General features: G+C 49.3%; 19 protein-coding genes. 9 read left to right on the top strand and 10 right to left on the bottom strand.

The window, feature by feature from the left end:
• Nucleotides 1-44 precede the first annotated feature (44 nt).
• Complete coding sequence (locus tag EDD73_RS11185) at nucleotides 45-461, top strand: flagellar protein FlaG (RefSeq protein WP_165876474.1); 417 nt, start codon at nucleotides 45-47, stop codon at nucleotides 459-461.
• 165 nt (nucleotides 462-626) lie between these two features.
• Here EDD73_RS11185 and EDD73_RS11180 read toward each other — a convergent pair whose 3' ends face one another.
• From EDD73_RS11180 to EDD73_RS11150, 7 genes are all read right to left on the bottom strand, one after another.
• Nucleotides 627-1,763 carry a stalk domain-containing protein gene (locus EDD73_RS11180; protein ID WP_131919935.1) on the bottom strand — a complete coding sequence of 379 codons (1,137 nt, stop codon included), beginning with the start codon at nucleotides 1,761-1,763 and terminating at the stop codon, nucleotides 627-629.
• A 53-nt stretch (nucleotides 1,764-1,816) separates the two neighbouring features.
• Nucleotides 1,817-2,206 (bottom strand): uracil-DNA glycosylase, encoded by a 390-nt coding sequence (locus EDD73_RS11175; protein WP_131919933.1) that lies wholly within the window; start codon nucleotides 2,204-2,206, stop codon nucleotides 1,817-1,819.
• 29 nt (nucleotides 2,207-2,235) lie between these two features.
• Nucleotides 2,236-3,855, bottom strand: coding sequence for a S8 family serine peptidase (locus EDD73_RS11170; RefSeq protein ID WP_131919931.1), 1,620 nt, complete (start codon nucleotides 3,853-3,855; stop codon nucleotides 2,236-2,238).
• A 7-nt stretch (nucleotides 3,856-3,862) separates the two neighbouring features.
• Complete coding sequence (locus tag EDD73_RS11165; RefSeq protein WP_131919929.1) at nucleotides 3,863-4,888, bottom strand: AAA family ATPase; 1,026 nt, start codon at nucleotides 4,886-4,888, stop codon at nucleotides 3,863-3,865.
• A gap of 108 nt (nucleotides 4,889-4,996) precedes the next feature.
• Nucleotides 4,997-8,347, bottom strand: a complete 3,351-nt coding sequence (locus EDD73_RS11160) for a DEAD/DEAH box helicase family protein (RefSeq protein WP_131919927.1) — start codon at nucleotides 8,345-8,347, stop codon at nucleotides 4,997-4,999.
• A gap of 20 nt (nucleotides 8,348-8,367) precedes the next feature.
• Nucleotides 8,368-9,540, bottom strand: coding sequence for a restriction endonuclease subunit S (locus EDD73_RS11155; RefSeq protein ID WP_131919925.1), 1,173 nt, complete (start codon nucleotides 9,538-9,540; stop codon nucleotides 8,368-8,370).
• Nucleotides 9,533-11,002, bottom strand: a complete 1,470-nt coding sequence (locus EDD73_RS11150; protein WP_131919923.1) for a type I restriction-modification system subunit M — start codon at nucleotides 11,000-11,002, stop codon at nucleotides 9,533-9,535. The genes EDD73_RS11155 and EDD73_RS11150 overlap by 8 nt, the downstream gene beginning before the upstream one ends.
• A 259-nt stretch (nucleotides 11,003-11,261) precedes the next feature.
• On the opposite strand from EDD73_RS11150, the gene EDD73_RS11145 reads away from it, so the two are divergent.
• Nucleotides 11,262-11,555 carry an STAS-like domain-containing protein gene (locus EDD73_RS11145; RefSeq protein ID WP_131919921.1) on the top strand — a complete coding sequence of 98 codons (294 nt, stop codon included), beginning with the start codon at nucleotides 11,262-11,264 and terminating at the stop codon, nucleotides 11,553-11,555.
• A gap of 111 nt (nucleotides 11,556-11,666) precedes the next feature.
• Complete coding sequence (locus tag EDD73_RS11140) at nucleotides 11,667-12,011, top strand: hypothetical protein (RefSeq protein WP_131919919.1); 345 nt, start codon at nucleotides 11,667-11,669, stop codon at nucleotides 12,009-12,011.
• A gap of 203 nt (nucleotides 12,012-12,214) precedes the next feature.
• Here the strand turns inward: EDD73_RS11140 and EDD73_RS15675 are convergent, their stop codons facing one another.
• Entirely contained in the window at nucleotides 12,215-14,473 is a 2,259-nt protein-coding gene (locus tag EDD73_RS15675) for a methyl-accepting chemotaxis protein (protein ID WP_165876473.1), read from the bottom strand.
• A gap of 108 nt (nucleotides 14,474-14,581) precedes the next feature.
• On the bottom strand, nucleotides 14,582-16,684 hold the full coding sequence (locus EDD73_RS11130; RefSeq protein ID WP_165876472.1) for an ATP-dependent helicase: 2,103 nt from the start codon (nucleotides 16,682-16,684) through the stop codon (nucleotides 14,582-14,584).
• 324 nt (nucleotides 16,685-17,008) lie between these two features.
• Between EDD73_RS11130 and EDD73_RS11125 the strand changes: the two genes are divergently transcribed.
• The 3 genes from EDD73_RS11125 (at nucleotide 17,009) to EDD73_RS15125 (ending at nucleotide 20,132) form a co-directional block, all read left to right on the top strand.
• Nucleotides 17,009-17,833: a Dam family site-specific DNA-(adenine-N6)-methyltransferase gene (locus EDD73_RS11125; protein WP_131919912.1), complete on the top strand. Its 825-nt coding sequence runs from the start codon at nucleotides 17,009-17,011 to the stop codon at nucleotides 17,831-17,833.
• Between the two features lie 199 nt (nucleotides 17,834-18,032).
• Nucleotides 18,033-18,629: a hypothetical protein gene (locus EDD73_RS11120; RefSeq protein WP_131919910.1), complete on the top strand. Its 597-nt coding sequence runs from the start codon at nucleotides 18,033-18,035 to the stop codon at nucleotides 18,627-18,629.
• Nucleotides 18,630-18,644: 15 nt separating this feature from the next.
• Nucleotides 18,645-20,132 (top strand): hypothetical protein, encoded by a 1,488-nt coding sequence (locus tag EDD73_RS15125; protein WP_131919907.1) that lies wholly within the window; start codon nucleotides 18,645-18,647, stop codon nucleotides 20,130-20,132.
• Here EDD73_RS15125 and EDD73_RS11110 read toward each other — a convergent pair.
• Nucleotides 20,119-20,499, bottom strand: a complete 381-nt coding sequence (locus EDD73_RS11110; RefSeq protein WP_131919905.1) for a hypothetical protein — start codon at nucleotides 20,497-20,499, stop codon at nucleotides 20,119-20,121. The two genes, EDD73_RS15125 and EDD73_RS11110, sit on opposite strands and share 14 nt — an antisense overlap.
• Nucleotides 20,500-20,797: 298 nt before the next feature.
• On the opposite strand from EDD73_RS11110, the gene EDD73_RS11105 reads away from it, so the two are divergent.
• The 3 genes from EDD73_RS11105 to EDD73_RS11095 all read left to right on the top strand — a co-directional run bounded on the left by EDD73_RS11105 (nucleotide 20,798) and on the right by EDD73_RS11095 (nucleotide 25,076).
• Nucleotides 20,798-21,373 (top strand): hypothetical protein, encoded by a 576-nt coding sequence (locus EDD73_RS11105; protein WP_131919903.1) that lies wholly within the window; start codon nucleotides 20,798-20,800, stop codon nucleotides 21,371-21,373.
• A 197-nt stretch (nucleotides 21,374-21,570) separates the two neighbouring features.
• Nucleotides 21,571-24,180 (top strand): histidine kinase N-terminal 7TM domain-containing protein, encoded by a 2,610-nt coding sequence (locus EDD73_RS11100; protein ID WP_131919901.1) that lies wholly within the window; start codon nucleotides 21,571-21,573, stop codon nucleotides 24,178-24,180.
• A 107-nt stretch (nucleotides 24,181-24,287) separates the two neighbouring features.
• Nucleotides 24,288-25,076, top strand: a complete 789-nt coding sequence (locus EDD73_RS11095) for a response regulator (RefSeq protein ID WP_131919899.1) — start codon at nucleotides 24,288-24,290, stop codon at nucleotides 25,074-25,076.
• The last annotated feature ends 78 nt before the right edge of the window (nucleotides 25,077-25,154 follow it).

Here is a 25,154-nt window from a genome sequence, read left to right as displayed (position 1 = left end):
TTTTTCATCATAAGTTAAGAGCTTAATCATGGAGCGTGATGATGATGGCCATGTCCCCCGTAACCAGCACCGGCGGATTTGGGGCTGTCTCCAACCCTGCAGTATCCCCTCCTGCAGGCAATCCCCCCGTTACAGCACCGAGCCCTGTGCCTTCGGAAGTAAAAGCCACCAAGGCACCGGACGCAGCAGTAGCGGAGAATACGCGCAACCAAGCAACCGAAGCAGAAAAAACTCTATCCAAAGATCAGCTTTCCAAGCTGATGGATGACGCCAATCAATTTTTAAGTGCCATCAATACGGACCTGCGCTTTGCTTGGCATGATAAAACCGAGCGCCTGATGGTGCAAGTGGTGGATCAGCGAGACAACCGCGTATTGAAGGAGATCCCCAGTCGCGAATTTCTTGATACCATGGCCAGAATCAGAGAATTTGTCGGTGCCTTACTCGATAAAAAAGCGTAACCAATAAAAAAAGCTGCCTGCCCAAGGCGGCTTTTTATTTTTCCATTAGTGATTGAAGGAGTTTACTCTTACCGGAGTCGCCTCCATCTCTTGTTGAAACAAACCAAATAACGCTCCGGGTTCCCCACCTTGATTACCAAGGTGGGGCTAATTGTACGCTTAGGGCTACAGTGCCAGCAAATGGTGAAGATCCTTGTACGGGATCGTGAACTCCGGTGCGCCAACAGCGTAAGGTGTATATCGATAGACTTGGAAGTAAATCACGATGCCGTCCGGTGACAGGTAAAATTCTTGTTGATCATCGATGGAGAGAAAAGGTGGATCGAAAGGCCAATCGCGCTCTTTGTTCTGTGCCATAATCGCCTGGTTGATTGGGGCTTGGTAATCTTTGTGGCGAAACAAGTCATCCAATTGGTAGATTTGTCCCGTTTTAAGGTTAGCCGTCAAGGAACGAAGGTAATGCATGCCGTGGGCGCCGCCGAAGTAGGTTGCATCGGTAAAGCGGATACTGAGCAGGTCGGCTTGATTGAAGGTGATTTCATAGTTGCTGCCGATGTAAAAGCGATCAATCGGCGCATCCGGATAGGCGCTCAATTCTTGCCGGTTTTCTTCCGCTTGAGCGAGAGTGGCTTTTTTGAATTCCATGACGCGATCACGGATCTGTTGATTTAACTTGGCTTCGATGGCTTGATCAGCCAAGCCTCTTAGCCGGGGATATTGAATTTCCACCTTGGCCGGCGGACCTTCCATGTCATCGGTGACCGGTTCAATGGTCACCGGATTCTCGGTGACCGTTGTCAAGAAAACCGTTGATGTGGCAGCATCCCACACCGCATGGGTATGAAGATTTTGGGTGATAAAGCGGAGTGGAATGTACGTTTGATCTTCAATGATTTGCGGCGGTACCGTCAGCAAGGATCTGTGACCGTTCACATTGGCAAAGTACTGGCCAATCTGAAGTTGTATCGTGGTCTTGGGATCGCGGAGGATGATTTTCTGTTCACGCTCGTGCCATTCGACGGCCAGCCCCAAGGTCGTAGCCAAGGCACGCAAGGGGACAACGGTGCGATCATCGATGATGCGGCCTTGCCATGGCATGATTACCCCGTTTAGTTGTACCGTTACTGCCTGTGTGGCTGGTGTGGCAGTCAGGGCTGGTGTAGCTGGTTCGGCCGCTATGGCCGGTGCGGTTGGTTCGGCGGTCAAGGTTGATGTAGTTGGTTCAGTGGCTAGGGCCGGTGTGGTACCGGCAAGCATGGCGGCGAGCAGGAGGAAATAAATTTTTCTCCTGATTTTTCGCATAAGAATACCTCCTTACCGATCGTAGGACCGTTTGTTTATAGTCAACATGAAGTTTAGTTATTGGACACCATTACTTTAAGCAATTTTGCTATTTCCTGTCGATACTTATTAGCCCCACCGTTTGCCGGATGCGGTACGGCAAAATGCTCTATTTCACAACTCAACAAAGTCTCATGCGATTTCTTGCCAATAGTTATTATCACGGCATCTTTAACTAAATTCCGTAACAAATTCAAATACTTTATCCCTTCTACTAATTCCGCATCTAATGGCGTTCGATTCGATAATAACCCATCTTTATACGGATGAAAGGGAAATATGTTCCATAAAATAATATCCGTTGCATTTCTTTTACTATCAATGATTGACTTCCAGACGATCGTAGCTGTGGGCTCATTATATCCTAATTTGGATTGTGTTTTCTTAATACCAACATGCATCATTTTGCTTGTTCGTCGGCCCTCACCCCGGATTACCAACGATGGTTGAATCGCTTTATTTTCATGATTATGACCGCGTTTCTTGTGTTTGTCGGAATGCCCGGACTCGATACATTACCTGCTGAGACGATGATCACAATATTCTCCGCTCTAGCTAATTCATCAAGCATCAACGCCCAAGGTAACTGTCGCCCACCTCGATAAGGACGAAAGGCATGTCCAAATGAAAGATTAAAAATTCGACAACCGTATTCCCGGGCAAATGTAAGAATCGCCTTTCGTACTTGCGTCTCTACCCGTTGTTCATCAGCAAATTCTACATCGTTATGCTGGCCCCTCCTCATCACTTTTGCGCTAAGAAGTCGTACTCGCGGATTCCAAACATTGCTCTGTACACATCGAGCAATATCACCGTATACCACACTACCTGCCACATGAGTTCCATGTCCAACAAGATCGGTTGGGGTGTTCTCACCGGAATCAAAATCCCGCTCATCAACAACGGTTCCTTGTAATAACGGGTGCCCGGCAACGACACCTGAATCAACAACGCAAGCCAAAGGTGCGTCACTGGGTAATTCCAGTGTATCTTGCGGTAATTCAATATCTTGAAAAATACTAAATTGCGCAGCAGGAAATTGAGGTGGAAGATCGACAAGAGCAACCCGATCATAATTGAGCAGGGTCTCCAACGTAGCCAATGAACCTTGCACCTTCGTTAACAACATTGATTCAGCGACTACACTAGGAGAATCCGTTACCTGTCCACCAGTTCGCTCCACAACTTTGCGAAATTGTCTTTCAACTTCACGGAGATGTTCACCACTCCTTCCAGGGAACCATAAATCAACATCAAAAAAGAAAGGTCCTTCGCCTTTAATTCCCTCTGTGCGAATACGCTCTCCCATTCGATCTTCCCTGGTCAGTCCGCGAAAATCCTCCATCGCATCAAATAACTCACGCCGCTGATTCGCCGTCAATTCACCGGCATTCATTTGCCCTTGCCGATACATCTCCAATTCCCGCTGAAAATTTTGCAACACATGGGCATCACTAAATTGCACAAGCAATCGGTATGCAGTGCGGGAGGATTTCTTTTGGGGTTGCTTATTTCTGATCTCCAACCCGTAGGTTGTGGTAATTTGTTGATCATCAGCAAACCTTTTAGCTGCTTCCAAGTCAAGAAAGGTCAATGTAAGCTTTAACGGATCAATATCCCCATTGGAAGCTCGTATACGTTCTGTATCGCTAATTCCATAACAGCCTGATACCGTTTTGTCTAAAAACTGTTCCAGTGCCTTAGCTGTGTTAAATGCTACCGTTAACGTGTAGTATGGTACTTCCAGCGCAATTTTTTTTTCGATTTCTTCAACAATCGTAAGCCCAAGGCGCTCTAATAACTGTCTTTCATTCACATGTAAAAATGAAAGTTGAAGTACCAATAGCCGTGATGGATCGATGCCTAAGTCCTCGCGCTTGCCGATTTCTTCTTGAATCGTATTTTGAACTTTGTACAAAATACGCCGACCATGGCGAGCAAAATCCTCCTGTAAAGGTGGCCCTGGCGGCATAACGGACCTCGTTCGCCTTGGTGCTACTTCCGGTAAGCGTTGCCAGCGAATGTGATCAAAATGTCCCGGTGGTACGGCCATATATCACTCACTCCTTGGCGATATGCGGTTTCTCCCCATCAACAATACTCTTTAATAGCTGTTTACGACCCTCTTGCTTTTTGATCACTTTCATCAGGTCGTCAAGCGAATAACTTGATGCACCTTGTAACACCGTCATCCGCAGAACATCAAAACAAATCCGTTCGATTTCCGCATGACTCATCCCACTCAACCGCCCAGCAAACGTGTCCAATGAAATATCGGCGCGGCCTTTCGATGCCAGCTTTTTGCGTAACAATTGCGCAATTTGCTCAATCCCCGGCTTATCAAAGCGGATGATTTCGTCGAATCGGCGCCAAAGTGCCGGGTCAAGCGATTGTTCAAAGTTCGTCGCCGCAATCACCAGCGAGCGCCCGGCAAACCGATCCAGCATCTGCAAGAAGGAATTGACCACCCGCTTTAATTCACCATGTTCAGACTCATCATCGCGGGAACGGCCGATCGCATCAAACTCATCAAAAAAAAGCACCCAAGAACCCCGTGCGGCATATTCAAAAACCTTCCGCAGATTAGCTGACGTTTCCCCAAGCAAGCTCGACACAACCGCATCAAAACGTACATACAGCAAAGGAATCCCTAATTCGCTTGATAAGGCTTCCGCCGATGCCGTCTTACCACAGCCGGGCGGGCCACAAAACAACAGCTTATGCCGTGGCCGCAGCCCATTGGCTTCTAAGATGTCCCATCCTCGAAACTCATGGGCCACTTCCTCCAAACACTCTCGCTGTTCCGGAAGCAAAATCAAATCATCCAAGTAACGATCCGGTTGCCGGACTTCCAATAATTCCGTTCCACGATCCACATCTTTCGGTAACGGCTCCAGCGGATAAAAGGCACCACCGGTCGTAAGCGGCTTACCGTTTTCCAGAATACGCGTGAGTTCATTGGCTAAAATCACATGGGCTTTTTTGCGTTCTTCATCAATGATATCGTTGGCTGCTTCCGTAAACATCTGACGGTCACCCAGCATATACCCGCGAAATATTTTTTTTAATAGATCTGCTCTTGCCATCATTTCTAACCCTTTCTGCATCTCATCGCGGTATATTCCAGCCCATGATCCGATTATATCCATAATAAGCGCGTTTCAACAAAGTAGCGTTTTCTTAGGCATGATTACTTACCCCACAACCTTCACAGCATTCTCCTTAATATGCTTCACCAGATCCATGATCTTCTTCTGCTTCGTCTCGTCAAAAAGCCGGGTAAACGTTTGGGGCTTATCAAAAGGCGTCTTTAACAACTCCTTCACATCTTCAATGTAACCATTTTGCACCACATAATCGATCACCTTCTTGACAAAGACGATCTGCGCCTGCGTCAGCGACTGATCATTGATAAATTCCGAAAAGGCAGCAGAAGCTGCTTCATATTCCAACTTAGCAATCTTACGCACAAGCAAGCCAAAAGGCGTATCGTGAAACTCCCGCCGGTAATCGTCGGCCGTACCCAGTTCCCCCGTAAAGATCTGCTCCAAGCTCCGATAGTCCAGCGCCGTAAGGGGCATATTGTTGCGCAGCTTGTGAATCGCCACATGGTCACGGTGATTTTCAATATAGCGGTTAACTTTGAGCTTATAATCTTCAAAGTCATAGGCTTGATAAAGAGCTTCCCCTTCTTTAACTTCCAGCACCTGATCAGCCAGATTCGTATAGATAAGGCCGCCTTTGCCTTCATCGACGATGAATTGGATCAAACTGCGCAGTTCCGCCCGGACATGCTCTAAACAGAGCAGATTGACGTTCTTCCAGAATTCCTCGGTACCGATGGTGTTGATCAGATCCAGTTTGGCTTTGATCTGCGGAATCACCGCCCGCCGGGAAAGTTCCGTGCAGATGGTGAGCAGTTGCTTCCTGCCCTTCTTAAACTGCGCCGTGCCTTCGATCTGAGCCAGCATCATGCCGTACATAAAGTTGTCAAAGCGCTTGGCAAACTCATCGGTATCTTCCATATAAACCAGCGGTGCCAGGTACTTGATCAAATCACTTTTATCAGTATCGCTCAAGCAAGCAAAAGCGGCGGTCTCTTTGTATCGCTCCACAAAGCGCCGCTGCAACTTGACGGCGACCAGTTCCGTATTTAACGCTTGAATCTGCCCCACGACGATGGCGATCCATTCCGCGCGCAGCGCCTGAAAGGGTTCATCGATAAAAGCAGCCTGCTGAAGATGATGAATCAAGCGCACCCGCTTAGCGAAGATCGCTTCAGAAAGGCTCTCGGTTTCGTTGCCAGGCAAGCCTTCTTGATGCTGACGGAAAAATTCAAAGTTGCCGAGATAGTCAAAGATGACAAAATGCTTTTTATCTTGGCCGTCGCCAAAAAGGTTTTTACAAAGCCGTGTACCGCGGCCGATCATCTGCCAGAACTTGGTCTTGGAGCGCACGCGCTTGAAAAAAACCAGGTTGACCACTTCGGGCACATCGATGCCCGTATCCATCATATCCACAGACACAGCAATATGGGGCGCTTTTTCCGCTTGCTTAAAATCGTCAATGATCGTCTGGGCATAGTTATCGTCACAGACCACACGCTTGGCAAAGGCACCACCGTACTGCGGGTACAGCTTGGCAAAGCGATCCACGATCACTTGCGCATGCTCTTTGCGCTGGGCAAAGATGATCGTTTTGCCCAGCCGGTCGCCGCCGGCCACTTTCAGGCCTTGCGTCATCAGATCTTGCAAGACCATGTCGATCGTCCCATGGTTGAAAATGTATTCATTTAATTCCGGCGAAGGGATGAAGTCGGGCATGGCACCGTCTTCATCAGTGAAATCTTCTTCATAGCGGGCTTTGTCTTCGTCGGAAAGCTCGTCATAACGGATGCCCTGCTCCAGGAATTTAGTTTTGACTTCAATATTGTAGTAAGGCACCAGCACATGATCGTGCTCGACGGCCGTTTCGTAGGGATAAGCATAGGTCGGTACGCCTTTTTCCATCTCAAAAAAATCGTAGGTATTGCGATCAACATCCGTCTTGGGCGTGGCCGTCAACCCGACAATGATCGCATCAAAGTATTCAAAGATCACACGGTATTTTTTGAAGATGCTGCGATGGGCTTCATCAATGATGATCAAATCAAAATGAGCCGGCGTAAATAAAAGCTTGCCGTCATCGTTTTTGATGCTGTCGATGGCGTTGAGCATGGTGGGATAGGTGGAAAAGACGATGCGGGCGTTGCGATCATCTTTGTTGCTGACGAGATTGCAAAGCGACATATCGGGCAGATGCCGCTTGAAATCGTCCTTGGCTTGTTTGACCAGCGCCGTCCGGTCAGCCAAAAACAACACATTGGTCACATAGCCGCCACGGGACAGCACATCAGTCAAACTGGCGGCCGTGCGGGTTTTGCCGGTGCCGGTAGCCATGACGAGCAAGGCTTTGCGGTGCCCCTGGGTGATGTGATCACCAACAGCGCGGATCGCTTCCTTTTGATAGTAGCGATCGGTGATCTTGTCGCTGATGGTGATATCACGAAGCGCTCTGCCTTTGCCTTGGCCGCGACGGTGAAGCAGCTTTTCCAGATCCCTTTTGGCGAAAATGCCGCTGACCTGGCGTTCCGGCGCTGTGCCGTCGGAGAAATAGGTTTCAAAACCGTTGGTGGTGAAAATCATCGGTCGCCGCCCGGTCATGCGCTCCAGGCAGTCGGCGTAGAGCTTGGCCTGCTGGCTGCCTTGCCGCGGGTCTTTGGAGGTACGCTTCGCTTCGATCACGGCAAGAGGCAGGTTGTCTTTGCCGTAAAGCACATAATCGGCGCGGCCGACGCCTTGGGCATTAGGCATGCCCGGAAGTTCTACTTCTTCCTTGACATCATCACCGAACTTCCAACCCAGCAGCTTTAAGTCCACGTCGATGTATTTTTTGCGCGTGTGGAACTCCGAAAGGTCTTCCGGTGTGAAGTGGCGTTCTTCCTGATGTTCTTCTTTGCCGGCCGTAAGTTGATCGCTCATGGCGGCAATCCGGGCACGGAGCGCTTCGATTTCAGCTTCCTTTTGTTCCAGCAGGCTTTCCCCGGCTTTGATCGCCCCTTCGTCCAGGATGACTTTGGCCGCGGGCAGCAGCGCTTCGTCAAAACGGCGATCGTCATAGGTCGCGCCGTAGCAATAATCGATCCACTGGACGAATTCAAACAATGCCGCGAGCGCCCCGATGGCTTCTCCCGAACTGATGGCTTTTTCCGTATGGACGGCCAGGTTGCCGAGCTTGATGATGTAGGGCAGTTTACTCCAGGTGCGCTGATCGACGGCGAATTTGAAGGATGGTTCGTGAATCAATGACTGCAAATTGTTCTTATAAGGCGCACGAAGGGTGTTGTCGGCAGCGTAGACCCATTTGACGGCTAGCTCAAAAGCCTTGCGGCTGCCGATGGCCGACATGGCCGGCGAGGTGGCCAGCACGCGCTCCGCTTCGATGCAAGCGGTAGCGAATAAGGCATATTCCGGTTTTTCTTGTAAGAAATCAAAATTTGCAGGCATTGAGTTCACCTCGTTACAGGTTATTCAAAATACTCGCTCATTAAGCTGTCAAAGAGGTACCGCGTTTCGTCGATGGCTTGTTTGACGAGAGCTTTTTGTTCTTCGATTTTGGTGACGATGGTGGCGAATTGGTTTTGGAGGGCAATTGGAGGAATATATATTTTTATATTGCTTAACTCTTGCGCATTGATATTCGCCATACCTACAATGTTTTTGGCCATTTTGAAAAGCAGCTTTTTCCCATATGATGAATTAAGATATGCAGATATAAATTCGCTATTTGCCTTTTCGTTCGGCACTAATCGAATTAAATATCCAGCAAAAGCCATAGGTGTTTCTTGTCTGTAAACAGCAGTTTTCCCCACAAGTTCCTTACTATTAGTCCTGTTAAACAGCAAATCCCCTTTATATACAAGATATTTCTTTTTGTCACTTTCACTTAAATCAATAAATTTCATATCCGAAAAATCCATATTACCTTGATATGTTATGTTGTTCATTCTTACTATCGGATATGTTAATTTATCTACAGAAGCTTTCTCGCTTGTTCCATATTGAATTTTTTCAGCCAGATCTTTAATTATGCCCGTATCCCATCTATTTTCATTGATAACAGGATCACCGAACATATTGTAAAAGATGGATTGAGTAAGTTTGTCTAGATCTGCAAGCTGCTGTTTGCGCATGACAAGAACTGATGTGGCAGTATCTAGGGTGTTGGCAATTTCTCTTTGAATTTTCAGAGGAGGAATAGGAATATCAATTGATTTTAAAACATCGCTACTGATTCCCTGAATTGTTGCTCCCCGCTTTTGTGTATCAAAAAAACAATTATAACTTTTGATACAATGAACCAAATATTGCTTATCTAGTTGTTTTTCATCAATATTCTCTATTGAGATAATATCCTGACTGGTGCACATAGGAACTTTATTAATTGATACTTTGCCAATACCGACCCTAGTTCCAACCATGATAGAATTTGCTGCAATTATCTTTGTAGCACTATTTTCAATAGCCTCTGCTGAAATGAATGCCATGGCATCATTTTCATCAATATATGTTTTCTTTAAAGCAACCGTCGTAATCCACGGTATGTTTCCTTCAAAGTATTCATTTTTGCTTCTTGAAGGGGTACCTCCGCTTTTAAACTGGCCAACGCTACCCAACTTAACCTTTTCCCACTTACTCACCGATAAGCCCCCTCAATTCCTCCATCTTTGCTGCAATCTCCAGGTTCTGCTTATCGAGACGATCCATAATCACTGCCGGCGGATCATACACCACTTTTTCATACTCGACTTCTTTATAGCGGTTGATCGATAAATCATAACCGTTGGCTTCAATCGCCGCCTTGTCCACCAAAAAGCTCTGCTCCGTGGGCTGGCGATCGGCTTCGCCTTGTAGGTTATGGAAACGGGCCAGCAGATCGGGAATATCATTGGCTTCAATCGGCGAACGTTTATCATCCAGGGAAAAACCGTCGGCCTTCATGTCATAAAACCAAACTTTGTCGGTACCGCCAGCCCCGGTTTTGGCAAAGACCAGCACAGCTGTGCTCACACCAGCATATGGCTTAAAAACGCCGCTGGGCATGGAGATCACCGCTTGCAACTGGTGATTTTCGACGAGTTCCTTGCGCAGTGCTTTATGCGCCTTTGTCGAGCCAAACAGTACTCCATCGGGCACAATGCAAGCGCAGCGCCCGCCCTTACGCAGCATGCGCAAGAAAAGCGCCACAAACAGTAGCTCCGTTTTTTTGGTATCGGTGACGGCCTTCAAGTTATCGTGAATGCTTTCGGCATCGACGGTGCCGGTAAAAGGCGGGTTCGCCAGGATCAGATCGTAAGCCGCGGTGATGCTGTTTTGTTTGGACACGCTGTCTACATAGTCGATATGGGGATGGGTAATCGAGTGGAGCATCAAGTTCATCGTGGACAGGCGCAGCATAGTCCGATCCATGTCAAAACCGGTGAACATCTCTCCGGCAAAATGGTCCCACTGCTCGGCGGTCATGGTGGGCTCATAGTTGTCACGGATATACTCGGCAGACGAAACGAGAAAGCCCGCTGTACCGCAAGCGGGGTCGCAGATCCGATCGTCCGGCGTCGGCGCTAGCAGGCGCACCATCATATCGCGGATATGTTTGGGCGTGCGGAACTGACCGTTTTGTCCGGCCGTGGCCAGTTTGCCGAGCATGTACTCGTAGAGGTCGCCTTGCATGTCCAGATCGTGAATATCGTGTTCATAAAGCTCATCTAAGCCGGTGATGATCTTTTGCAAAACTTGCGGTGTAGGAATCAAAAACAGCGCATCTTGCATGTAGCGGGTGAAGGCCGATGTATTTTCGCCGTTCATCGTTTTGATGAAGGGAAAGACTTTGTCGCTGACAATGGCAAAAATGTCGCGGGCGTCTTTGGTTTTGAACTTGCTCCAGCGCATGGCTTGACCGGCATCATCGGTCGGGAAGATTTTCGGCAACGTTTCGCCGCTTACCGCTTCAAAGCGCTCCGTTTCCAGGTCTTTTTCATCGAGGGAGCGGATGAACATGAGATAGGTAAGCTGTTCGATGACGGTGATGGGATTGGTGATGCCACCGGCCCAGAGGTCGGACCAGATTTTATCGATTTTGTTGCGTACTTCGCCTGTTAGCATGGTTATTGCTCCTGTCGCGTTTGTTTTGATTTTTTGGTTTTTCTATTCGACAAAATCGGCAAGATTCCCTCTTTCATCCTGCTTGTGCTATTTTCTCCACGGAGTGCGGGGATGCGTAGCGTAGACCCTTACGCACCCAAACCCATGGTCTATAGCTATTTGCACAAGAGAACCATGGCTATTACCCAGGTACACTGCTTGATATCCGACTAAAAACCGATAAATTAGATTATATTTTTGATGAGGGGGTAGATTTGAATTGGTAACAATCAATGTTCTGGATCATGTTGATCAATGCTATTCGAACCAGGACGGGGATATCATCTATAAACAAATCCACTCGGCTTTTCAAGCAGGCTTTCAAGTCGTTCTATCATTTTCAGGAATTAGTGCAGTTACTTCTTCTTTTATCAACTCTGCTTTGATTCCATTGCTCAATGATTTTTCTTTTGACTACATCAAAGCTAATTTGAAAATCGTCAATTCCAACCGTCAACTCAATGAGATGATTGTTAGCCGATTTCAATTTGAAGACGATCCCCAAATCCCATAATATGTTTAATTTTTATTGAAATTTACACACCATAAGTTTATAATAAGTATAGTCTATTGATGCTTGCAACCCATAGTGTGAATTCACAACCTTATGCAGGAGGTGCCTATATTGAGTGACCGTCTCAATCGCTTAGAAACAATGATGGGTGACCTAATTCGCATTGTCGGCAATACAAATTCTCTTCTCGAGGAAACAAGAGAGGAAATGCGTCAAAAGTTTGACGGATTAGATCAACGAATGGATAAACTGGAAAACCGCATGGATAGCTTGGACCAACGCATGGACGGATTAGATCAACGAATGAATAAACTGGAAAACCGTATGGATGGCTTGGACCAACGCATGGACGGCTTAGTTCAACCCATACAACAAATAGAGCGTGTGGTCGGTGAGCTTGCCTTTCGCTCAGTTGATACGGAAGCCCAACTCAAGGAACTTCGGCGTGCGCGATAAAAAGCTTCTTTACACGAAATTTTTTATACTTCCGGTTAATCTGCTGCTGTTGAAGCAGAGTCATTACGTATATTCACCGAATAATCAAAGACCAGAGCAATTTTGCCCTGGTCTTTTTACGTCCCCACCATTCCCTTATCACTTCAGCATCCCCAGCAACGTCCATATATCCTGATAATCCACCCTCTTCGGAATGGAGTAGGCTACTTAACAAGCTCAGCTTTAGATAATTCGCCTGTCATATCTTCAGCAAGTTTTCTAAATTCACTGGCGACAACCGCAAATCCCCTTCCCTGTTCTCCGACCCTGTCTGCTTCTTCTGCTGCCTTAAGTGCCAAAAGATTCAACTGCTCTGCAATTTTTTCGAGTTCATTCTTTTCCGTTTCTATTCCGGTTGTTTTAGCTTCTTCTAATATTTGAGTTGTCTCTCCAGCAAGTGTTCTTATTTCATTGGCGATAACCGCAAATCCCTTTCCCTGTTCTCCGGCTCTGGCTGCTTCGATAGCTGCATTAAGTGCCAAAAGATTCATTCGGGATGCAATATTTCCCAGCCGTTCAAACTCCCCTTCAATCCGACTTCTTGCATTCGAGATCAATGTTGCTTGATCGGCGATTCTCACCTCAAACGCTGCTTTGACCTGACTATCGCCCACTACTTCTGCTGCACTAACCGCTGCCGCTTTCAATTTTTCAGCGTCTTCCACTCCTACCAACGTACGGATCGGTGCCATTTCATATGCTGATACCGCCGCTTCTGCCGCGGCTGTAGTTGTTGAGAATCCTATCGGTGATACCTTGGATAGATTTGTGGCCGAATCCTCTACAATCACATATGCCATGTAGTTAGTTCCTACGGTTAGATCACTTATGTTAGCTATGTTTGCTGACGCTTCCGCAATGCCTGATGTTCCTTGCGCTTTAATTGTGGCCGTATCCGGCGGTCCATCTTCCACTGCATAAAGCAGGTAGTAATAGATGCCCGCTTCATCAGAAGTGAAGTTTAATGTAGCCGAAGTATCGGTTACGTTACTTGCTCCTGTTTCACTCAATATCGGTGGTGTAGTATCAATGGTCACTGGCGAAGAAGCCATTGATTCATCTGAGTTGCTATAGGTGATCCCATCCCCAATCGCCGTGACTTTCACCGTGTACTTACCGTCAGGTAAAGGTGCGATGAGATCCGCCGCTATGTCGATGGAGGGATCAACGACCGCCACATTGTCTTTTACTACGGCGTATACCGCATTGACGACATCGACGGTATAGCTTTCCGCATGCTCTACCGCGTCCCAATAGACTGTGGTTCCATCAACGCATAGATTTTTCGGGCTTTCTAACGGAACAATCGGCTTATCTTCACTCATGATGGTCAGCACTGCCGTTTTATCCGTACCTAAAATACCTGCTGTTGTATGCGTCAAGGTTACGATAACGGTTTCATCGCCCTCAACTGTGCCATCATCCAACAAGGTTATTTGTATCGTTTTGCTTGTTTCTCCGTCAGCAAAGCGAATCGTACCATCCGTACCCACAATCGTGGGAGTAACCATGTAATCCAAAGATTCGGTAGCAGTGCCGGTAACAGAATAGTTCAGCGTGGCTGCTCCGGAGCTTCCGCCAGTTCTGATTATGATAATCGTTGCTGTTCCATCCGTTTCCGAAGCAGTCACCGTGCTCGGAGCAAATTGGAATGTTCCAACACTTGACTGCTCGCGATTGTCGTCATTATCGTCATGATGATGGCTACTACCGCTTCTACCGGATGAAACTCTACCGGAAACGGGTAGTGGATTCGTTGTACTCGGAGACGCCGGTACAAAAAGGCCAGCATCTACTGCTGCAGCTTCATCAATCACTTTTTTCGCAACCAGGTTTTCAATTACCGTTTTACCATCTTTATCGGCTGCACTTAACGCGCCAAACGAAATCCCCACTAAGTTATCCTTAATTAACTCGTTATCGGCAAACTTCGTCGCCTCCGCAGGAGTAAGGCCTCCCTTCTCAGCCAGTTCCGCCGGTGCATTGCTGTAATCGGGAGTGTATCCCAACTGCCTCAAAATAAGTGTGCAGTAGGCTTTTCCATTCAAGGCGACTTTCGGTCCAAAAGTTCCGTCCGGATATCCCTGAACTAGCCCATTTTTAACGGCATAGGCAACCGAATTTTTGGCCCAACTGGAGATCGTTGCAGCATCCACAAATTTTGCAAGTGTCACATCAGCATCGGTAATCGCTTGCGCGTCAGCTTCCAAACCAAATATTCGTAAAAGCATAACCACACCGGTTTCCCGATTAAGCACAGTGCCTAGATCCGGGTCAAACGTCGTTGTGCTGATGCCTTTATACAAGCCCAAGTCATTAAGCTTCTGTGCTTCCGCCGTATACGTATAACCCTCAGCGGAATAGGCTGCACCGGATAAGAACAGTAAGGCAAATGCAATGATCACTGAAGTTATCTTCTTCATGCAGGCTCCCCCCCTCCAAACGCGATCTTCAAAAATTAGTTCAAATGATCCCCTACTTGTTTTCATTACGTTCCTAGACGGACGCTAATCATTCACCAAAAGGAGTTACTAGTATCGCCTCCCCTTCTTCCCGCCCCGCTTGATCATATCCTCGACAAACCGCGACACCTTCGTATCCTTACCCCGATACATTTCTGGCGCACTGATAAACAATTGCCGCTTTGCCCGCGTCAGCGCCACATAGCAGATGCGGCACTCTTCTTCGATCGCTTCGCGCACCTTGCTTTTGCCCGCTGTCTTGCTGATCCGGTCGCTGCACTGATCAGCGCCGAGAGCCGCACTGTGCGGGATCACCCCTTCGATGAGACCGATCACAAAAACCGTGTGAAACTCCAGCCCCTTGGCTTTGTGGATCGACATAAGCTGCACGGCATCACCGTCTTCCGCCTGCCGCTCCCGCCCCTTGCTCTCAGCAATCATCTGTTCGACAAAAGCCAAAAAAGCCGCCACAGTGCGATGCTTTTGCGCCGCTGTTTCCAGCTCGTCCAAGGCTTCCCGGATCGCTTCCCGGTGCACCGTCAAGGTACTTCGTTGATCCGCTTCCATATACTTATCATACTGCTGGCGCACCAAGCGAATGGCCGCCCTCGGCGTCAATGCCGCCAACCGGCCGATCAGGTCAATGCGCTCCTTGATCTGCTTGACTTGAAACTCCTTGAGCCCCGGCAGTGTCAGCAGCAATCCCAGCGGCGCCATGGCAGGACAAGCGGCCATCTGCGCCTCCAGATAGCGCATCGTATCTTCCCGGTTCAAGTATAACGAAGGCAAAATGCCTTCCACCGCTGCCAAATCATCAGAACGCAGGGCCAACCGCAGGTAATCGAGCACCGGCTTGACCGTACGCTGTTCATAGAAACTTTCTTGGCCGCCATGATAGACGAAGGGAATATGACGCTCCGTCAGCTTTTCCAGCATGGCCCGGCAGTAGGCCGTGGTGCGATAGAGAATCACAAAATGCGCCCAGCGGTAATTAAGCTCACGAACGCCGCGCGCCATGATCGCGATCAACTGCTCCGCTTCATCTTCGCTGTCGCGGGGGCGCAAAAACAACGGTGGCCGTTTGCCCTGCACAGTCGCTTCCATGACTTTGGCAATGCGGCTACGATTGTGCAAAATCACCTTATCCGTCAGCCCCACGATCTGACTCGTCGAGCGATAATTGATCGTCAAGGGGATGAGCGCCGCCCGGGGAAACTCCTTGGCAAAGTCCTGAATGATGCTGGCAGCGGCACCGCGAAAACCGTAGATCGACTGCTGATCATCACCGACCACACAAAGGTTGTTCTTGGGCGTCGCGATCATCTTGACGATGCTGTCTTGCGTCGGCGTCGTGTCCTGGTACTCGTCCACAAAGATAAAATCAAAGCGATCCCGCAACGTTTGCAGTAATGCGGCATCGCGCAACAGCAGTTGACGCATCTCGATCATCATGTCGTCAAAGTCAATGTAGTGATTTTCCGTCTTGAACTGTTCATAGGCCATCCAGATCGTGCGGATCTCTTGATCCAGTTCTTCCTGACCCTGACCGCCATAATCCTGATAGGTCATCAAATTGTTTTTGTAGTAGCCAAACAAAGCCAGCAGCGTTTCAGCCGGGTAACTGTCTTGCAGCTTCATCTGGCGGAGGATACGCTTGATGATCGTTTCGCGAAAAGCGTCACTGCTCAAAATGCGCTGGTTATAGCCCCGTGACTGCAGGAGGCGCAGGAAAATCGAGTGATAGGTGCCGGCCACAACGCCCCGCGCCAACGCCGGCGCAATGCCGGGAATGCGGGCGATGCGGCTTTGCATTTCTTCGGCCGCCTTGCGGGTAAAGGTAAGTAAGAGAATGCGTTTCGCCGGCACACCTTGCCAAAGCAAATAGCCGACGCGGGCCACTACGGTGGTGGTTTTGCCTGTTCCGGCACCGGCCAGGAGCAAGAGCGGTCCTTTACCGTGGCGAACAGCAGCGATTTGATGACGATTCAAGTGCATCCCCGCTTGCTCCAAGGCGCGAAAATAGGCACCGTCCGGGTCACTGTCCGGCACAAGTTGACGCGAGGTCAGCGTCTCGGCCAGCGGCGCTTCCGGGGCGACGAGTTTTTCTAACATCAACGGCGGCGGTGATGGATGGATCGTTTCCGTTCTTTTCATCGTTTCTGTACTTCTCATGAGGTTCCTCATTTCATTCCTGCAACATCGAGCCCTGTTGGCCCGCACTTCACGCATTGCCGGAGCCTGTCTTCACGTTCCGCCCTGTTTTAGCTGCGTTTGAGCAGGCTTTTTATTCCCTTCATTGTACGTTTTGCGAAAAATCCCTTCAAGCGCCAAGGTGTATAATTTCCTCTTGCCTCTGCCATCCCCGCGCTGTGGTCAACTGCGCTACCTCTCTGTGCGCTGCGTCTAAGGCGTCGAAAAAACCCATCCCTTACGGTTGAACAACGCACCTGCCATTGTTACAATGCCCTTAGCCGCGATGCATAAGGAGATGCGCTTATGGGCGAATTGCTACGACCCTTTATGAAATGGCCAGGAAATAAATATCATATTTTGCTACCGATTTTGACCAAGTTACCGCTGGGACGCCGGCTGATTGAGCCTTTTGCCGGCTCTTGCGCCGTATCGCTCAACGCGCCTTTTGATCGCCATGTGATCGGCGATATCAACCCGGTCTTGATCGGCTTGTACCGGACGCTGATCCGCCAGCCCGATCAAGTGATCGGCGATGCACAGGCGCTTTTTGGTCCTGCCAATAACGATGCCGCCCGTTACTATGAACTGCGCGATCGCTTCAATCAATCGACCGATGCCTATGAAAGAGCGCTGCTTTTAATCTATTTGAATCGCCATGGCTACAACGGCCTTGTCCGTTTTAATCGCAAGGGAAAGTTCAACGTCCCCTTTGGCCGCTATAGCCGTCCCTATTTTCCGGCCAAAGAGTTACATACCTTTGTGGAGCGCTTTGCCCAGGCCGACTTTCGCGTCCTTGATTTTGAAGATATCGAAGCCATCGTCGAGCCGGGCGATGTCTGTTATATGGATCCGCCGTACCTGCCGCTCTCTTCGACATCCAATTTTACCGGCTATGCAACCGATGGCTTTTCCCTGGCCGAACAGGAACGTTTGGCTCACCTGGCCCGTCGCCTGGCCGCCCGAGGAATTCCCGTGTTGCTTTCGAACCATGATACGCCCCTGGCCCGCCAGCTCTATGCCGGTGCCCAGATCGAAACGATCCATGTACAGCGTTTTATCAGCCGTGACGGTCAGAACCGCCATAAGGTGGGCGAAGTCCTGGCACTTTTTTCCCCTGCTGATCAGTAATCAGCGATTCTTCCGGATTCATCTTGGCATGATTTATACTTGGCATTATTTAAATTGGAATGCTATGTATATGAATAAAATGTTTGTGTAACAGGATTTATGCGTCACCTTCGCGAAGTACTTAGATCGTATTTCATGTCGAATTCTGTAGCCGTTTCTCTGAATTTTGGTCAGTGCTACCGTCAAGGAGGATGAATTCATGGGTGACGCAACCAAGCAATGGAATTTGCGCAAGACGCTTTTGGGCTTTCGGCCCGACGATGTGATGACGGAAGTCGAGCGTATTCAAAATGAATATGCCAGCAAGTTAAAAGCGCAGCATGCCATGATTGACGAAGGATTGTTGCAACGTGAGCGCTTGACTAAAGAAATTGACGCATTGCAGCAACAGCAACAGGATCTGCAGCATCGGGAATCGCAAATCGCTTTGATTCTGATCCAAGCCCAAGAGAAAAAACGGGCCATGGAAGCACAAGCGAAGCAAGAAGCCGATCGGCTGATTGCGGAAGCACAGGCTTTGGTCGATCAAAAACGGGCCGAATTAAACCGTCTGAAAAAACAGCACGAACAGTTTGTTCGCGATTTTCAAAGTTTAATTCGTCATTATCAACAAGTGTTGCCTGTGAAAATCACCACCACGGCAAAGCCCGAATTGTTGGAATCACGCGATGACGTTATCCCGCGCATCGAAAATGTATCGGGTAAACGGGGGGCACGCTCACGCCGCGTCGGCGCCGGCTTTCTGGACGATGATGTTGACTTCGGCCGGTTCGCTTCTGGTTTTGAAATTAAGTAAAGCAGGTGATCCCCTTTGCGCTCTCAATTGTTTGGTTGGCAAAAACCTGAAGTTCATGATCTGATTGAGCGCGTCACGGCCGATTGCCTCGATCAGTGGCAGGAGGCGCAAGACGAATGGGCCGATCTGCAAGCAGAACTGCAGGAACTTCAAAGGACGCTGGCTGAGCTCCGATCTGTTTCAAGTACACCCTACGGATCGCTGGGCTTACTGAACGAAGCACAGTCGATTGCGAAACACACCGCCCAGGAACTGGAACAGGCGGCCGAAGCGGCGGCACGTACATGGCGGGAAGCCGCCCAAAAGCGCGTCCGAGAACTGGAAGCCGAAGCTGCAGCCATTGAAAAAGAAACCGCTGAATGGTCCCTGGCTTTTGCGCAGGTACTTCAAGAAGCGCTGGCCCTGCCGCTAGAGCCGAAGCCCAAACCGGTACCTTCACCGGCCTTGTCCAAGCCCAGCGTGACCGCAGTCCCTGTCATTGAACTTGCACCGGAACCACGCTCGCTGCCCATGCTCGACTGGACACCGGAAACCAAGCCGGTTCCTATGCTGGATTGGACGCCGGGAACCGACCTCGTTCCCGAGCTTAAGCCAGAGCCGGAAACCAACCTTGTTCCCGAGCTTGAGCCGGAACCGGAAATCAACCTTGTTCCCGAGCTTGAGCCGGAGCCGGAAACCAACCTTGTTCCCGAGCTTGAGCCGGAACCGAAAACCAACCTTGTTCCCGAGCTTGAGCCGGAACTGAAAACTAGCCTTGTTCCTGAGCTTGAGCCGGAACCGAAAACCAACCTTGTTCCCGAGCTTGAGCCGGAACCGAAAACTAGCCTTGTTCCTGAGCTTGATTGGCTTTCCGAAAAGGAACGAATTCCCCTGATCGATTGGGTAACGGATGATTCCTTTTTGCCAGCACCCTTTTCGCGATGGACCGAGGAAGTTTCGGCAACCGCCCCTGCGCTCCCTGACAAAACCACGGCACCAGAACCTGAAGCCGATGCTTCTCCGGTAAAAGGACCATCAGCATCAGAACCGCTGGTTGGCATGCGTCTTAATCTGGATGCCTTATTAGCCGTGGACGATGAGCCAACTTCCTTATCGCCCGTGGACGATGTACCCACTTCCCTGCTACCCGTGAACGATGAGCCCGCTTCCTTATTACCTAAGGACGATGAGCCCATTTCCTTGTTGGAGTTTCCCCCATCGCCACCGGTCGCTGCCGCCGAACCGTCCACCTTTGAATTGCTTCCCTCGCGTTTCCTCGCCCCGGAACCGGAGCCTGCACCGGAACCAGCCCCAGAAGAACCACTTCCGTCATCCTTGGCCGAGCAGCAGATGCGCTACATCTTAGGCAACCGCGCCGGCGCCGATCTACTTGATGAGCAAGGGCGCATCCTGATCTCCAAAGGCGATTTAATCACCAAAGATGTTTTTCATCAAGTACACAAAGCCAACCGTCTGGTAGAACTGATTATCGATATGATACCGGCTCATCTCAATCCCCGTTAAGCTTTTTCCGGCCGATTCCCGCCATGCGCAGGGACTGTTGGTGCTCCGCTTGTTCCAGCGCCAGTGCCAACATGCCTTGACGCGCTTCGTCGCCCTCGACGATACCTTGATCCGCCAGTCGTTCCGCCAACCACAAGCCCATGCGTTGCCGTTGTTCTTCCGCAGAGCAGTCCGCCCAGTGCCGGCGGCCATAAACAACAGCCGCCTTGGCCCACCAGTAGATCTGCTGTCGCTCGGCAATGGACGCATGAATATGCAGATACCGGGCAAGTACCGGGCCATAAAGCCGTACCGTCCATGTGGCCAGCGATACCAGCGCCAGCACAGCCAGTAACCCCAGCGTCAAAATCAGCGAATCACCCATCACCGTCTCACCTCTTTCGCACCTCACTGGTCTTGCATATTATGTGGTTGACCGGCAGATTGCGCCTGCCACAAACAAAAAAGAGCCGCACCTTGGCGATCGTCTCATCGCCGGCGCGGCTTTTTTGAACGGTTTCGTCCCTAACGAAGCCGTTTCCCCCTCATGCCTATGCTTTTTTATCAGTTGCACCGGCCTATTGGCCGGGGAAGCGGCGCTTGCCTCGGCATCTTTCGATTTCTCCTTGATCATGGTAATATAGCAAGGTATGCTTCATATTTTCATCAATGAAAGGGGAACTTCTATGGCCCTCCACAAAGCCTTGCGTCTCTTGACCGTGACGACGGCGATGGCCCTTTGTGTTATGCTTGTTGGTTGCAACACACCGTCTACCACTACATCACCGGCACCTACCGCTCCACCTGCCGCCAGTAAACCTGTGCCGAATCTCGGGATCACCCCTGATGAATTTAAGAGCCGTTTCAACGCCATCAGTGAAAAAGAGCAATACAAGCTCCGTATCGACAACATGGTCGTGGAAGACGGCGCTGTCCAAAACGTGATCAAATACCCGCTGGGTGAGAAACTGGAATTGATTGCCGCCGTTAATAAGACCAACGGCTTCTTGCGCAACGTCTCCCTCATCGGCGTCATGGATGAAACCTACGAAGCCGGCATTAAAATCGTCACCAAAGCCACCAATCCGGACTTGACTGAAAGCGAATACAAAGAGATCTACCGCGGCCTAAGCTTGCTGTCGGACAGCTTTGACTTTGCCAACATGAAGACCGATATGGTGATGCGGGACAAGCGCTACGTCGTCAAAGGGGCCAAAGCCTTCGGCTTGACCTTTACGGCGCAGAGCGCCGAAGATCCCTGATCACCAGACGAAGCACAGACTACGTTCACCTTATAGCCGTCAATACAGGATACAAAAGGTTTGCAGTCATGCAAGCCTTTTTTTATTGGGCTCCATAAAATCAACAGGAAAGTCTTCTCTTAAATCGAATTATTGATATATTCCTTTGTCCTATTTTTCTCCAACAGGATTCTTCCACGATTTGAGGCGGTGTTTGCGTGGATATTCCAACGGTAATCATGTTTAAAAATATTGCGCTTTTATCCAGTGCAAGCGCCTTTTTATTGGCGGTTTGTGCGTATGTATATATGCAAAATAATCCTTGCATCAAAGCATATGTCGGTTTAAATATCGCGACCGGTCTTTACGCTTTTGGTTATGCTTTCGAATTAACCAGTTCTTCCATCGAAGAAGCGCTTTTTTGGCTGCGTATTGAATATGCGGCCATACCGGTGATTTCTGCATTTTGGTTGATCATGGTCTTGTACTATTGTCAGGCCAAGCAGTTTCTTAATCGGAAAACGTTGCTGGGTCTGTTTATCATGCCTTTGCTCACCTATTTGGTTTTCTATACGAACGAATGGCACCATTTATACTATACAACCCTTCCTGCCGGCATTGAACACTTTCCCCCCGTGGTAATGACCTTGCCAGGTCCTTGGTTTTGGATCAATATCGGCTATATCTATTTATGCTTCTTTACCGGTATCGTCTTGCTGATCCGCTTGCGCAATCAAGTTGCCCCCCACTACCGCCGCCGCATTGCCTACCTGATCGCCAGTGTGCTTCTGCCCTTGTTCGGTGATGTGATCTATATCACCGGCAACAGTCCGATGGGCCTTGACCTTGCGCCGATCCTCTTTTGTTTGACCGGGATGATGCAATTGGCAGCTCTTTTCCATGGCGGCTTTTTTAATTTCGCCGTGGCCCATGAAAACATTTTTGAAAATATCCGCGATGGCGTCATCATTCTTGATGATAGGGATGGAATTGTTAACTATAACCCGATGGCCGCTTCGTTTCTGCCCTGCATGCATTCGTCCGCCATCGGCGAGAACGTAACTACCGTTCTCGCCGATTACCCTGCGCTGGTCGAACAGATCAACTTGTCCATAATGGAGCAGGAAATTGCAGTTACGCAGGAATCCAAAACCTATGTGCTGTCTACTCGCTTGTCACCAGTTATCAATCACGGGCGCCAGGTCGGGAAAGTGATTTTAATCAGTGATATGACCAAGAAAAAGCATGCTGTGCATAAAGCCGAAGCAGCCAACCGCGCGAAAAGTGATTTTCTCGCCGTCATGAGCCACGAGATTCGTACACCGATGAACGGCATTATCGGCATGAATAGTCTAATGCTGGAAACCAAGTTAACGCCGGAGCAGCAAGAATATGCTGCTTTGATTCATGAATCTGCCAACGTGTTACTCAATGTCATTAATGATATTTTAGACTTCTCGAAAGTGGAATCGGGAAAACTGGAGTTAGAACAGATCCATTTTAACCTCCATTCGGTCGTTAACGGTGTAGCGAACTTGCTTACCAGTACAGCTACCCAAAAAGGGCTCACCTTGTCGGTGGCAATCTCGCCGGAGATTGATCAAGTCCTGCAAGGCGATCCCACACGGTTGCGACAAATCTTATTTAACCTCGTCGGCAACGCGATTAAATTTACCTCTACCGGTCAGGTTACGATTCGTGCCGATTTCAAGTCTCGCCGAGACCATATCCTTTGGATTAATTTTGCTGTAATCGATACGGGCATTGGGATTCCAAGCGATTTGCTCAAGCACCTCTTTACACCCTTTATTCAAGCTGATACCTCCACCTCCCGCTTGTTCGGCGGAACCGGACTGGGGTTGGCCATTTCGAAAAAACTGGTCCACCTCATGGGTGGGGATATTGGCGTTACCAGTGAGATTGGCAAGGGCTCGACCTTCTGGTTCTCCCTTCCCTTTTCCATCGTCGCACCTGCACGTCACGAGCCTGCCACGCCAACGGAACCAAAGGTTATCGCTGCCGCTCCACTTCCCCCTCCCCCAGAACACTTTACCGGCACAGTGTTACTTGTCGAGGATAATGTGGTAAACCAAAAATTAGCACAAGTGCTTCTGCAAAAGATTGGTCTTACTGTTCATACAGTCGATAACGGTCTCGAAGCCGTCGAAGCCCGCTGGGATTTTGCGTACGATCTGATTTTTATGGATTGTCAGATGCCCGAACTCGATGGTTTTCAAACCACGCAGATTATTCGCGATGCCGAAATCGGCTTGGGCCAGCGTGTACCGATCATCGCCATGACGGCCTTGGCCATGCAGGGCGACCGCGAACGCTGTCTGGAAGCCGGTATGGATGATTATCTCAGCAAGCCCTTACACCGAGGAGAGTTAATTACCGTGCTTCAGCGCTGGTTGGTAAAAGATCCGACCGCTGTCACCGGCTCCGCCCCTCTGGGTAGTACGGATCCGGCCAGCATGGATGCGACCATTCTCACCACAAGTGTCCTTGCCGAACTTGCGGACTTAGCCGGCGACGATGATCCCCTGTTCCTAGGTACGTTGATCACATCGTACATCCAGGAATCAAGGAGCTTAATGAAAAAACTGGGTGATGCCGTACAACAAAATAATCCCCAAATGATCGAACAATCAAGCCATGCCTTAAAATCCTGCAGCGCCGGTATTGGTGCCATCAACTTTTCTAAATATTGCCACCAGTTGGAATATGCAGGCCGAACGAATCGTCTTGATGATACGGACCGTTTGTTTGCCCAGCTTCAACAAAGTCACGAGCAAGTGATCATTGCCTTGCAGCAGTTGTTGGAATAGAAAGGAATTTACCAGTCTTGATGCTCGGCCCCCCCAAACCGTAACGTAAAATAGGATTGGGCAATTGCCCTACTACGCGATCAACAACCCTATGGAGGTAAGTCCGCATGATTCGAGCGATCGTTGTTGATGATGAATGGTTTACATTGGAATATATCCGTGAACGCTTGGCCCAAACCGGCTGGATTCAAGTCGTTAAGGAGTATGAAAATCCTCTTGAGGCCTTCCATGAAATCGCTGCAACGGCGCCGCATGTAGCTTTTATCGACGTAGAGATGCCTGCGATGGATGGCATGACGTTAGCGGAAAAACTGCTCGAAGCCAATCCGTTAATTCATCTGGTCTTTATCACTGCCTACAGCCAATACGCCGTGCGCGCCTTCGACTTAAATGCCGTCGATTACTTGCTCAAGCCGATCAACCCGGAACGCTTTGGCAAAATGCTCACAAAGCTGCAATCGGTTTGTGCCAAACTGGTCAAACCGGCAACGACGCTGCGGATTCAGTGCTTTGGCCACTTTGCCGCATGGATCGACGATATCCCCGTCAAGTGGGAACGGATGAAAGCGGAGGAAGTTTTCGCCTACCTCTTGATGCACCAGGGAACCCGTGTTCATAAAAATACGATCATCGAACATCTTTGGCCGGGATACGAAATAAAAAAGGCCATCGCCATCTTACAAGCGTCCATACATAAGATCCGTTCTGTTTTCGCCCGATTAAAAGATCAGGTGGTTCTTGAATATGCTAACAGTTCGTACTGCCTGATGATCCATGGGGCCGACTGTGACTATCTGTCCGTGATGCGAGCGATCACACAGTTCCGCAGCGATGACCAGCGTAGCTACGAAGCGCTGGAACAGGCCGCGCGCCACTACGTGAGTATTTCGGCGTGAAAGAGCCACTTTATCGGAAAAATAGAGCCACCTTCACGGGAAAATAGAGCCATGTTCACGGAACGAGAGCCACCATCT

The organism is Heliophilum fasciatum (genome assembly GCF_004341395.1).
Classification (GTDB): domain Bacteria; phylum Bacillota; class Desulfitobacteriia; order Heliobacteriales; family Heliobacteriaceae; genus Heliophilum; species Heliophilum fasciatum.
This window is presented reverse-complemented; position numbering and strand designations above follow the sequence as displayed.